This window comes from Gemella parahaemolysans (assembly GCF_053758945.1).
Window position 1 is genome coordinate 178,361 of sequence record NZ_JBSMTP010000001.1, and the last position, 13,557, is coordinate 191,917.

The following is a 13,557-nucleotide window of genomic DNA, read 5'->3' on the forward strand; positions in this document are numbered from 1 at the left end:
GAAAGGATCAAATGATGAAAAAAGAATTAGAGAATTTACTATCTCAACATGAAGAATTTTTTGTTGAGGGTACGTTGAATAAAAATAAACTTTCAGAATTAGCAAGAAAATATGATGCTAAGTTACTTAATGTCTTAATGAAAGAAGATAAAATAAAAAATCATTTTTTCTCTAAATTAGATGAAGGGGTTTTAGTGTTCAAAAAAGACGTTTTTTTACAATTTTTAAATAATAAGGAATTTTTACCGGATAGCTTTACTGCATATAAAACTAAAATAGGTTTAGGAAATAATGATGGAAGTTTATTAAGTGAAAATCATGATATAGTTTTAAACTTTCCATACAAGGATTGTATATTAGAAGGGGGACAGACAAAAGAAGACGCGAAAAGAGATGAAATATTCTTTAATGAGACTTTAGCACCAACAGAAATAACCAGACTATTAGATGATAAGGTGTTTACTAACTTTAAACGTTATAATAAAGACGGAGAGCACGAAGTAGAAGAACTTAAAGAAGATGATAACTTAATTATCAAAGGAAATAACTTAGTAGCATTACATAGTCTAAAGAAAAGATACGCAGGGAAAGTTAAATGTATCTATATTGATCCACCTTACAATACAGGTAGTGATAGTTTTGGCTACAATGATAGATTTAACCATTCAACATGGTTGACTTTTATGGCTAATAGAATAGATGCTGCGAAAGAACTGTTGAGTAATGATGGAATAATGTTTGTTCATTGTGATGATAATGAGCAAGCGTATTTAAAAGTTTTAATGGATGAAAAGTTTCAAAAAAATAATTTTATTGGAAATATAGTATATAGAAAAAGAAAATCTCAGGCAAATTTAAGTAAAAATATTTCAAGTATTCATGAATATATATTAATTTATAGAAAAACTGATCAAGGAGAATTAAAAAAAGTTATACCTAAATTTGATATTACTAAATTTAAAAATCCTGATAATGACCCTAGGGGGCCTTACGATACTAATCCATGTACTAATAAGGGAGGCTCTGTTTATCCTATTACTACTCCTACAGGTAAAATAATAGTAGATGAATGGAGATTTACAGAAGAGACGTTTAATAAGCTATTAGACGATAATAGAATAGTGTTTCCCAATAAAGGTATGGGGAAACCTAGATATAAGAAATTTTTAGAAGAAAAAAAACAAGTAGGTATTATTCCTAATACGATGTGGGGAGATATAATTGAAGATAAAGAAACAGAAGAAGAGGAGATAGAAACTTGGTGGGATGATTTAGCAACAAACCAAGATGCAAATATTGATTTAAAAAAGTTGTTCAATGATACAGTGTTTGCATATCCAAAGGCAGAAGATTTAATTAAGCGTATTTTAGAAATTGCTACTGAAGAAAAAGATTTTGTACTAGATTTTCATTTAGGTTCGGGAACTACAGCAGCTGTAGCGCATAAAATGAATCGTCAATATATAGGAATAGAACAAATGGAATATATTGAAAATATAACTGTTGAGCGTCTGAAGAAAGTAATAGCAGGTGAACCAGGTGGAATCTCTAAAGATGTGAATTGGCATGGTGGAGGAGAGTTTGTATATTGTGAATTGAAAAATGATGCTGAAGATTTTAAAAATAGTGTAATAGAATCGCAATCAACTGAAAATTTAATTGAGTTGCTAAATTTTGCTAAAAAATCATCATTTTTATCTTATAGATTAGATCCTAGAAAGTTAAAAGAAAAAGAATTTTTAAAGCTATCTTTTGCTGAACAGAAACAATTACTTCTTGAAATCATAGATCAAAATAATCTATATGTTAATTTTTCTGATATAGATGATGATGCTTATGGAATATCAGAATACGAGAAAAAACTTAATAAAGAATTCTATGGAGGTGAATAATAGTGACATTTTTATATGAATTATATAATAATGCAAGTGAAGGTGGCTTTATAGATTTTAAACATGGGATACCTGAATATATCACAAATAATTTAAGGCATCCACTGCGTCCATATCAAAAAGAAGGAATTGGTAGATATCTTTATTACAAAAATGATGAAAAAAATAGAGTGTTTCCGGAACAAATCTTATATAATATGGCAACCGGTTCAGGTAAAACATTACTAATGGCTGCTATAATATTAGAAAAATTCAAACAAGGTGAACGCAATTTTATATTTTTTGTAAATAATTCTAATATATTAACAAAGACAAGAGATAATTTTTTAGGAGGAATAGGTTCTAGTAAATATCTATTTGCTGATAAAATAGTTATAGATAATCAAGTGGTAAATGTCCGAGAAGTTAGTGATTTTTCTGATAGTCAAAAAGATAGTATAAATATAGTGTTTACTACTATTCAAAAATTACATACGGATTTAAATACTATTAGAGAAAATAGATTATCATATGAGCAATTTGAGGATATTTCGATTGTACTTTTAGCTGATGAAGCTCACCATTTAAATGCCGGTCTTAACAAAAGTGAAAAGGATGATAATGATAGTTGGACGGCAACAATAGAAAACATACAAAGATTAGCAAAAAAATCTAGTATATTCGAATTTACAGCAACTATAGATTTAGAAAATAAAGATATTGCTAAAAAGTATGAGAAATCTTTAATATACAAGTATGATCTAAAAGAATTTAGGTTAGATAAGTATTCTAAAGATGTATTATTCCATCTAGTTGATAGTGATATTGAAACAAGAATGTTTCAAGCTATTATAATAAGTCAATTTAGAAAAAAAATTGCTCTTAAACATGGAATTAATTTAAAACCACTAGTTATGTTTAAATCACAAAAAACTGCTGAAAATAAAAATAATTTAACTACGTTTACTGAAATGCTAACTGCTCTTAATGAGGAAAATATAATTAAACAGAAACAGTTAATAAATATACAAAATGGAAAAAATAGTATATTACAGAAGGCTTTTAACTATTTTGAAAAAGAAAATATTTCAAATAATGATTTAATTGACGAATTGAAAGAAGAATTTAGAGCTGAGAGATTAATAATCATTGATGGAAAAACAAAAACTAGTGAAACTTTACAAAAACTAAATACACTGGAAAAATCAGAAAATGAAGTTCGTGCAATTTTTGCGGTAAATATGCTTGATGAAGGTTGGGATGTATTAAATCTATTCGATATTGTTAGATTATACGATACAAGGGACGGTAAAACAACGAAGAATGGATTCAAACCAGGAGCTACCACTAACTCTGAAAAACAACTTATAGGTCGTGGAGCTAGATACTATCCTTTTGTTATTGATAGTATTGACGAAAAATATATTAGAAAATTTGATAATAATGAAGCTAATGAACTACGAGTAATTGAGCAGTTACATTATCATTCAGCGAATAATCCAAAGTATATTTCTGAACTAAAACAAGTTCTAAGAGAATCGGGTATATATGATGATATGACATTAGTTGAAAGAGAATTGAAACTTAAAGAATCTTTCAAAAATACTAGGACATACACTCATGGAGTAGTCTGGATGAATAAACGATTATCTTATTCTGAATATGTTCAAAGACAACAACAAAGTCTACTAGACATGATTTATATTCAAAAGAGTTATGAAGTAATATTACCAACTCAAAGCATTGCGGACTTAGAAGTATTTTCAGATGAGGATGTAGTTAATATTAGTCCAAGAGAAAGAATTAACTTTAAATTTAAAGAGATTACTAGAAATGTTGTAAGGCATGCGATAAATAGAAATAAAAATTTCACATTTAATAACTTGCAAAAGTATTTTTATGGATTAGCCAGTACTGAAAAATTTATAGAAATGCTAAATGATATTGACGTAACAGTGGAAAGTCGTTATACAAACTTCAGAGAATTAACTCAAGATGACAAGCTGTATGTTGTAGAAGAAATTTTGAAAAAAATAGCTGATGGATTTATTGAAGTTGAAGATAGATATTATGGATCAGATAAGTTTGAACCATATCCAATTAAGAAGATGTTCTCTGATAAAATAATAAGAAAATATACTGTTAATTATGCTGGGGATAAAGAAGCAGGAATATCACAAAAAGATAAAATTGAAACAAAATATTATGAGAATTTGGATGCTATTGAATGGTATGCTTATGATGATAATTATGGAACCAGTGAAGAAAAATCACTTGTAAGAGCTTTAAAAGAAGTTATGGAAGATTTAAAAGAAAATTGGACAGATATTTACTTACTACGTAATGAGAAAGCAGTTCGTATTTATAGTTTTGATACAGGGCAAGCCTTTGAACCTGATTTTCTGATGTTTGCGAATGATAAAACACATGGAAATACTTCATGGCAAATTTTTATTGAGCCTAAAGGTGATCAATTTATGGTGGAAAGTAAAGAATCCTATGCCGGAAAAGAAGCTTGGAAAGAAAAATTCCTAAATGAGATTACTAGACGTGATGAAGCAAGAACCTTAGTAGATAATAGTAGATTTAGAATAGTTGGGCTACCATTCTTCAATGAGAAAATAAGTAAAGAAGTAGTAAAAGAAAAACTAAAAGAAATTAATAAAGATACAGTCTATAGAATCGATAATACATATGCTGAGAGACTAGTAGTAGAAGAGAATGCTAAGAAAGATTATGATATATAGAATACAGATGTTTATTTTAAAATTGAATATCTGATCTTAGATACAAGTTAATATGTTAAATATTATAAAGTAAAGAATTAATTAATAGTATTTCTACTAACACATGGTATTTTCCAAATTTTAATTTACAAAATTTAGTAAATATCGTATAATTTAAAAAATAAATAATACAATTATATAATAGGAGAAAACATGTGGAAACATTTTAATGTAAGTAAAGAAGATTCTAAAATTATAAAAGAAGAAGCACAAAAATATTCAGAACTTAGAACTAGATGTAAAAAATTTTTAGAGAAAAATAATATGAAGTTTGATAAATTTACAGTTGTTAATCATGATAGCCATTCAGGGTATATTTCTGAAAAATATGTATTAGATTATATACAAAAATTATCCGGTTTTAAAATAAGAAATTGGGGAGAAATGTTTAGTGCTGATGAAATAAATAGAATATTAGAATTAGATAAACCTAAATTGAAGGAGATTCGTTTGATAAAAGAGTTTTTTTATGATAAGTATGATATAGAAATGAGCTATGGATTAAAAAGATTATTTATTGATGTAAAATCAGCGAAAACTAAAAAGAAACCTCAAATAAAATGGAATTTTTTATATCCTAAAAGTCAAGCGAATAAAAATGAAAATAGTTGTGTGGTTCTCACTTATTTAGTTTATAACAAAGAAGAAGATTTAGAGAGTGTGTATATAATGGGAGCAGCAGATTATAAAGATATACTAAATTCTGAAATTCAAAAAGCGGGAAGTGTTACAAAATTTAATACAAAAAGTAGAGTAGATAATTATGTAACAGAATTAAGTATTTATAAAGAATTGAATAATTATATAGATACATTTTTTGAATAATTTTGATTTTTTATTTCGTATATTTTATGACAATTAGATATAAATTAATATTTAATTATTGTTCTTGATTGAATTTCACTTTTTAGTTGTATAATAAATTGGGGTCGAAGGAAAATGATTGTATAGCAAATCCGGGGCTGGAATTTCTCCATGCTCCGGATTTATTATACAACCCCTTTATTTGAAGTGATTCAAGTAGAGAGGGTATATTTTCTTGTTTTTTATAATAAATATATTCCCTTGTTATTTATGTTATAATAAAAAATAACAGATTAAATTAATTATCATAGTAAAGGAATTGTTAAATGGGAAATTATAATGAGTTACTAACTCTTAGGAATAATATAGAAAATACACTGAATTATCAACTTTCACTTAGTAATCTAGAATTATATCACAGCAATCTATTTGCTGTTGTACTGGAGAAGTCTCAATTTATTAATCATAAGTTTTTTAGTGATGTTATTGATATTAATAAAAAATATACAGATTTGAAAGTATACAGAGAAAAGAAATCGATTGATTTAACTATAGAGATAACTGACGCAGATGGTCAGACTCAGGTTATTTTTATAGAAAATAAAGTTAAGTCTTTACCTGATGAAAGTCAATTAATTCGTTATTCTGAAAAAGATCCTAATGCTAAAGGTATACTACTTAGTTTAGTTAAACCTGGATTTGAGCTTCCTGATAGTTGGTTTAGAAGAAGTTATGGTGAGTTGATTGAATATTATGGTGATTTACTTGATAAAGTAGATGAGACTTCTAGATTATTCTTATTAGATTATATTGAATATATGAAGAATGTAGAAGAGTTTATTGAAAAGATATGTTATGGTGAATCATACTTTTTAGAAGAATCTAGTAATAAGGTACTTGAAGGTATGAGATTAAGGTCGGTTATCGAGAAGATTCACTATGCGAATTTACAGAATAAGATTTCTGATTTAGGGTATAAAACATACTCTGGTATGATAAGGGGAGGACGTCATTTTGGGATTGATCTTCCTATCGAAGGTACTACTTCATCATTTGATATTCAGATACAAGGAAATCAGTATAGACATAAGGTTAATTTTTCTCTTGAAGATAAAGCAAAATTAGGTGATTTAGAAAGAATATGTGACATTATAAAAGCCAAAACTTGTTTGTATCATTTCAATTTAGAGGATAATCCAATTTTAGAAAAATCATCTTCAACAAAGAAATGGAAGATGTATGATAAAAAAGATGTTTATGATTATGCACATATCAAAAAACATGTATCTAGTAAAGAGTTGATAGATTATATAAGAACGGATGTTAAGAAAATTGAAGCACATCTGAAATTTGTTAAAGAGATTATATTGGAAAATATGGATTAAGAAGAAAATAAATTATTTTATTGTTGGTAAAATATGAGAACATAAAACAATAAGTATCATAGGAGAAATTAATGAAACATAGAAAAGAGAATTTTGTAATAGACAATAAATTGTGTATTGGATATATAACTGATGCCGTAAAATACTTATTGATTCAACCTGTTGACGAACATGATATTGAAGTATTGGATAATGAAGTAACAGAGATTCTAAAAAATACAGATAAACAATTCTCGCTTTTTGCGTTTAAAATAGAGGATTGGAATAATGAACTTTCTCCTTGGGAAGCACCTCCAGCATTTGGAAATAAATCTTTCGGTTCAGGTGCTACAGATACTTTAGAATTTATTGAAGGTAGATTAATACCTACGGTTAAAGAAAAATATAATCTAGATAATGATATTAAATTTATATTAGGTGGTTATTCTTTGGCAGGGTTGTTCAGTCTTTGGAGTGCTTATAAGTCAAATACATTTTCAGGTATTGCTGCAGCTTCTCCTTCTGTTTGGTTTAATGGCTGGGAAGAATTTATGAATAATAATACCCCATTAAGCAACACTATTTACCTAAGTTTAGGTGATACTGAAGAGAAAACAAAAAATAAAGTAATGTCTAAAGTAGGCGATAACATTAGAAAACAGGAACAGCTATTAAAAAATGATAATATAAAAACAATATTAGAATGGAATAAAGGTGGTCATTTCAGCGATTCAGATTTACGTGTAACTAAAGCATTCGCCTGGTGTATTGAAAATGTTTAATTAGAAATTTAGTCAACCATATTTTTATTCCAGCGCATTGAAAATGTTTTAGAGATATTGTATCATTTATAAATAAAGCTACTTTACTATACAACCAAAATATAAATAATCCCTTTGAAAATATAGTTATTCAAAGGGATTTTTTGATATTTCAAAAATTAATCATCTAAGTTTTCAAGAATATCACTTAATTTTTTGTTTATGGAAGCTAGTACTTTTTCTAAACCTATAAGGATAATGTTTAATGATATTAACACAATAATTGTTTGGATACTTATATTTATCTTAGTGATTAAAATAGAAATTAGAATTGATATAAGAAATAGCATAGTAGAAATAGGTCTTGGTATTCTATCTATTTTATCGATTTTAAATAACAATCTATATAGTTTAGCTATAATGAATTCTATAATAATTGTAGCCATCATCAGTGTTAATATCTCTATAGCAGAAATATTGTTTAGTATTAGTATTGGTAAATAGAAGATATTAAAAAATAATAGAGATAGTACAATTTTTAAAAATACTTCTATAAATTTTTGAATGTTCATAAGAAACCTTTCTTTTTATAATAATGTTAAATTAAATTTTGTATAAAGAACTTATAATTTAATTGTAATGTCTATAAAGCTGAAAATCAATATTCTATTGACGCATATGCGTAAATTAGTGTTTTAATAATAAGTTCTCTTTTTATATTAATGTAAAATCAAATTATAAATTTTAAATTTTGTATAAAGAACTTATAGTTTAATTGTAGTGGCTATAAAGCTGAAAATCAATATTCTATTGACGTTGGACGTAAATTGGTATTTTAATAATAAGTTCTCTTTTTATATTAATATCGAATCAAACTATAATTTTTAATTTTTTAAATTAACTAACAACTTAATTGTAATCGCTATGTATCTGAAAATCAATATTTTATTGACGTTGAAACGTCAAAAAGTAGTTTAAGAAAATGATGGGGTACTTTAATTTATTTATACAGTTACTCTAAAATTATGTTGAAATATAGGGAGAATAACCTTGTTTTTGAATTAGTAGATTGTCAATATATAAAAGTTATATTAAAAAAGATAAAAATATAGTGGGTTATCAGCCTATTTCCTTTCATTCTATTCTTTTTCACGTTATAATTAAGTTACTATTACTAGAAAATTTCGGAGGTAACATATGAACGAAGTAATTAAAACGATGTTAGATCATCGTACGACTCGTAGTTTTGTAAAAGGAAAAGAACTACCTAAAGAACATCTTGAGCAAATCATCGCTAGTTCTAAACAAGGAGCTAGCTGGATGAATGGTCAACACTATAGTATTATTGTAACAACAGGTGAAACTAAACAACAAATCGCAGATTTAATTCGTGATAAAGCACCTGGTAATGCGGCTCATATTGAAAATTCTGCTGCGTTCTTACTATATTGTTTAGATTATACCAACATGAAATTAGCGTTTGATATTGAAGGTGGAGAGTTTGATATTTCTAATCAATACGAGCCATTACTTATTGGTACTTTAGATGTAGGTATTGCGATGCAGAATGCTGCATTAGCTGCTGAGTCTTTAGGATACGGAATTGTTTATTGTGGTGGTGTAAGAGGTTTTGGAGATAAGATTTCTGAATTACTAAATATTCCGGAAAATGCTCTGTTCCTATGTGGACTAAGTATCGGTGTTAAAGATGAAGAGTTATCAACGGAAAAAGTTAAACCTAGATTACCAGACGCGGCTAATGTAGGATACAATGAATTCCCTAAATCAAATGTAGAAGTATTAAAAGCATACCGTCAAACTATGGTAGACTTCGCAGAAGCACGTGAGACAAAAACATGGACTAAGAAATTCGCTGACTTCTATGCACAACCTTCAGGAATAGAAAAAGTAACTAAAGAACTATTAGAAAAAAATGGTTTTGTGAGTGAGAGAGAAAAATAATCTTAAGTAAAATTACTTAAAAATAGATATATTAAAAATATAGAAGAGTTAATTTAATTCTTTGAAAATAGTGCCGCTTGCTGATGGTACGGGACAAAAATAATTCGGTTCAAAAATTATGTTTAGACATATAGGCGTATAAATAATCACTTGGAGTGGCCCGATAAAATTGATTTCTTTGAAATCAAGATTTTGAGCCATTCTTTTCTATAAATCTAATTGACAAATCTCGATACATGTATTATATTTAGAGTAAGCATAAGAAAGGAGAGTGCAAAGTGGTAAAATAATGGTATATATTAATTAACTGTTTATTCTTGCTAAGTGTAATTATAATTTTGAATATATAATAAAGAGAGTATCACTCTTATTTTACCATTGAGCTAATCATTTATGAAAAAAGAATATAGATTAGGTAAAAGAAAATTGGAAATAGAAATTCGTAGAAGTACAAAAAAAGAATTTTTACAAAGTGTTTTTGGAATTTTTATTATAGGAATATTGATTTATTATTTTTTCTTTAATAACTAGTAAAAGTATAATAGTGGAGGGGAATAGAATGACAGAATCAAAAACTTCTGAAGCACAAAAGAAAGCGAGTAAAGCTTATTATGAGAAAAATAAAGAACGTGCTTTAATGAATAATAGAAGAACTGCGGCTAGAACATTCGTGAGACACTATGCAACAAAAGAGGATATGGAAAACTTAATAGAAATATTTAATAATGAAAATCCTAATGCAAAATTGTAGTTAATGTTTTAGGTTTGTTAGTAAAATAATATATAATCTATGCGTGATTTATTTCACGCTTCTTTAATGAAAAAAAAAAACACCTATGAAATCTCATAAGTGTCTTGCAGAGCAGAAATTAATCTCTCTGAGAAAGTTACCAGTAGAGCATATATTTTTATATCTCTAAGATAATATTAAGTATAAAATATAGTTTAAAGCTTGTCAACATAAGGTTTGTGAGCTTTTTTTCTTTTTTAAATTTTTTTCAAAAAAACTATTGTCAAAAAAGGTCAAACATGCTATAATTTATTTAAGGTCAAAGAAGGTCAAAAAAGATAAAACTTAATAATACTCTATAAAGCCTTTTAGTTTATTGAGTATTTAGGCGTATCTTTTAAAGACAGTATCTCATGTTTCTATACATTGGAGATACTGTTCTACTAATTATATTACCTTTTGATCTAATAATTTAATCAAAGGAGATTTACAATGGATATTAATAGTTTTACTAATAGTGTGAAAGAAATCTTAGCGAAATCTTCCGAATTTGCAACTGAGAAAAAAAGTCAAAGTATTACGAGTGAGATGTTCTTAAAAGCAGCTCTTACTGGTAGTAATTTATATAGTGATATATTGGGAAGAGTAAATGTTGATAAGGTTAATTTAACTCATGAGTTAGATAGCGAGATTGAGAAGGTAAATAGTGTAGAAGGTGATAATATCAATTACGCTAGTTACTTAAGTAATGATTTGAATGCTTTATTAATAGAAGCTAATAAATATAAAGAGAAATATGAAGACAAGTTTATTTCGTGCGAACATATCGTTCTAGCGAGTTATTTGAAAAATAGTATAGTAAAAAAATATATCGATAAGGTGACTACGTTAAAAGATTTAGTAGCGGTTATCGATAATATCAGAGGAGGTAAAAAAGTTATGAACGAAAATCCAGAAAACAACTACGAAGTTCTAGAGAAATATGGTCGTGATCTTGTAGAAGCTGCACGTAGTGGTAAAATTGATCCTGTGATAGGACGTGATGAAGAAATAAGAAATGTAATTAGAATTTTATCAAGAAAAACAAAAAATAATCCAGTGTTGATAGGGGAACCTGGGGTAGGTAAAACTGCGATTGTTGAAGCACTGGCTCAACGTATTGTGCGCGGTGATGTACCTGAAAGTCTTAAAGACAAAACTGTATTCGAACTTGATCTTACTAGTTTAGTCGCAGGAGCTAAATATCGTGGTGAGTTCGAAGAACGACTAAAAGCTGTATTAAAAGAAGTTAAAGAACAAGAAGGAAAAATCATTCTATTCATCGATGAAATTCATATGCTAGTTGGTGCTGGTAAAACAGATGGAGCTATGGATGCTGGTAATATCTTAAAACCAATGCTTGCTCGTGGTGAACTACACTGTATCGGTGCTACAACTCTTAATGAATATCGTCAATATATTGAAAAAGACTCTGCATTAGAACGTCGTTTCCAAAAAGTTCTTGTTAAAGAACCTACTGTAGAAGATACAATTTCAATTTTACGTGGGCTTAAAGAAAGATTCGAAGTTTACCACGGTGTGAAAATTTCTGACCGTGCTATTGTAGAAGCTGCTGAATTATCTAACAGATATATTACTGATAGATTCTTACCGGATAAAGCTATCGATTTAATCGACCAAGCTTGTGCTACTATTAAAACTGAAAACTCTTCTAACCCAGCTGAATTAGATACAATTAATCGTAAAGTTATGCAACTTGAGATAGAAGAAAAAGCCCTAAGTGGTGAAAATGATGATGTGTCTAAAAGACGTTTAGAAAACTTAAAAGAAGAGTTAGCTAATCTAAAAGAAGAACAAAATAAACTTCAATTACAAGTTGATAGTGAAAAAGATAAATTATCAGCTGTTAAAAATCTTCGTGAAAAAATCGATAGAGTTAAAGTTGAGTTAGAACAAGCTCAAAATAGCTATGACTTAGAAAAAGCTTCTGAGTTACAATATTCTACTTTACCAAAATTAACACAAGAGTTAGAAGAATTAGAAGAAAAATCTAAACACGAAGAGTACAAACTTCTAAAACAAGAAGTTACAGAAGATGAGATTGGATTCATCGTAAGTCAAATGACTGGTATTCCTGTAACTCGTCTAGTAGAAACTGAAAAAGAAAAATTATTACACTTAGCTGATACTATTCATGAAAAAGTAATAGGTCAAGATGAAGCTGTAGAGAGTGTAACTAATGCAATCTTACGTTCTCGTGCGGGTATCGCTGATCCTAATAGACCAATCGGTAGCTTCCTATTCTTAGGTCCTACTGGGGTAGGTAAAACTGAGCTTGCTAAAGCATTAGCTCTTAACTTATTCGATGATGAACGTAATATCGTGCGTATCGACATGAGTGAATATATGGAAAAACACTCAGTTAGCCGTTTAATTGGTGCCCCTCCAGGATACATCGGTTATGAAGAAGGTGGTCAACTTACTGAAAGTGTAAGACGTAATCCTTACAGCATTATCTTAATGGACGAAATCGAAAAAGCTCACCCAGATGTGTTCAATATCTTACTTCAACTTCTTGATGAAGGTACACTTACTGACTCTAAAGGAGTAGTAGTAGATTTCAAAAACACAATAATTATCATGACTTCTAACATTGGTTCATTAGAACTATTAGAAGAAGTTAAAGACGGTGTGATTTCTGAAGAAACTCGTAAAAATGTTACTAACCAACTTTACGGATACTTCAAACCAGAAATTCTAAACCGTATGGATGATATAATTATCTTCAAACCATTAACACAAGATAATATTAAAGGAATCGCTAATAAACTTCTTAACGAACTTGTTGCGCGTATCTCTAATAGAAATATTACTTTAACATATACTGATAATATTTCTAGCTGGGTTGCGACTGCTGGATTCGATATGAAATTTGGTGCTCGTCCACTTAAACGATTCATCCAAAGTCAAATCGAAAACAAACTTTCAGTTGAATTAATCCGTCATGGTATCGAAGATGGAATGGAAATTCACCTAGACTATGTAGATGATGAATTGAAAATTGATATAAAATAATATATTGATTTAGCCCCATACAGAGAATGATTTGATAAATTCGATTTATCTTAAATCGTAAGTTTTGAGTCACTCTCAAATAACTATAGACCTCAGGAGAAATCTTGGGGTCTTTTTTGTATTAAATTATAAGTGATTATTGTTGATTACTGTAAGTTTTAGGTGTATAATTGTATTACAAAAGTAACACATTAAGAGGGTGGA

General features: G+C 28.2%; 9 protein-coding genes. 8 read left to right on the forward strand and 1 reads right to left on the reverse strand.

Going from position 1 to position 13,557, the window contains the following annotated elements:
- The first annotated feature begins 14 nt into the window (after window positions 1–14).
- From ACWOBP_RS00825 to ACWOBP_RS00845, 5 genes are all read left to right on the forward strand, one after another.
- Complete coding sequence (locus ACWOBP_RS00825) at window positions 15–1,892, forward strand: DNA methyltransferase (protein WP_455337045.1); 1,878 nt, start codon at window positions 15–17, stop codon at window positions 1,890–1,892.
- Window positions 1,893–1,894: 2 nt separating this feature from the next.
- Window positions 1,895–4,618 (forward strand): DEAD/DEAH box helicase family protein, encoded by a 2,724-nt coding sequence (locus ACWOBP_RS00830; protein ID WP_455337046.1) that lies wholly within the window; start codon window positions 1,895–1,897, stop codon window positions 4,616–4,618.
- A 192-nt stretch (window positions 4,619–4,810) separates the two neighbouring features.
- The gene (locus tag ACWOBP_RS00835; protein WP_455337047.1) at window positions 4,811–5,482 is read left to right on the forward strand and encodes a hypothetical protein; all 672 of its coding nucleotides are present in this window, start codon (window positions 4,811–4,813) and stop codon (window positions 5,480–5,482) included.
- 305 nt (window positions 5,483–5,787) lie between these two features.
- The gene (locus ACWOBP_RS00840) at window positions 5,788–6,846 is read left to right on the forward strand and encodes a PD-(D/E)XK nuclease family protein (RefSeq protein ID WP_455337048.1); all 1,059 of its coding nucleotides are present in this window, start codon (window positions 5,788–5,790) and stop codon (window positions 6,844–6,846) included.
- A 71-nt stretch (window positions 6,847–6,917) separates the two neighbouring features.
- On the forward strand, window positions 6,918–7,607 hold the full coding sequence (locus ACWOBP_RS00845; protein WP_455337049.1) for an alpha/beta hydrolase: 690 nt from the start codon (window positions 6,918–6,920) through the stop codon (window positions 7,605–7,607).
- Between the two features lie 158 nt (window positions 7,608–7,765).
- Here ACWOBP_RS00845 and ACWOBP_RS00850 read toward each other — a convergent pair whose 3' ends face one another.
- Window positions 7,766–8,158, reverse strand: coding sequence for a hypothetical protein (locus ACWOBP_RS00850; protein WP_455337050.1), 393 nt, complete (start codon window positions 8,156–8,158; stop codon window positions 7,766–7,768).
- Window positions 8,159–8,783: 625 nt separating this feature from the next.
- Here ACWOBP_RS00850 and ACWOBP_RS00855 point away from each other — a divergent pair.
- The 3 genes from ACWOBP_RS00855 (at window position 8,784) to clpB (ending at window position 13,353) form a co-directional block, all read left to right on the forward strand.
- Window positions 8,784–9,548: a nitroreductase family protein gene (locus tag ACWOBP_RS00855; RefSeq protein WP_455337051.1), complete on the forward strand. Its 765-nt coding sequence runs from the start codon at window positions 8,784–8,786 to the stop codon at window positions 9,546–9,548.
- A 559-nt stretch (window positions 9,549–10,107) separates the two neighbouring features.
- Window positions 10,108–10,299, forward strand: coding sequence for a hypothetical protein (locus tag ACWOBP_RS00860; RefSeq protein WP_274459105.1), 192 nt, complete (start codon window positions 10,108–10,110; stop codon window positions 10,297–10,299).
- Between the two features lie 471 nt (window positions 10,300–10,770).
- Entirely contained in the window at window positions 10,771–13,353 is a 2,583-nt protein-coding gene (clpB, locus tag ACWOBP_RS00865) for an ATP-dependent chaperone ClpB (protein ID WP_455337052.1), read from the forward strand.
- Window positions 13,354–13,557: the final 204 nt, after the last annotated feature.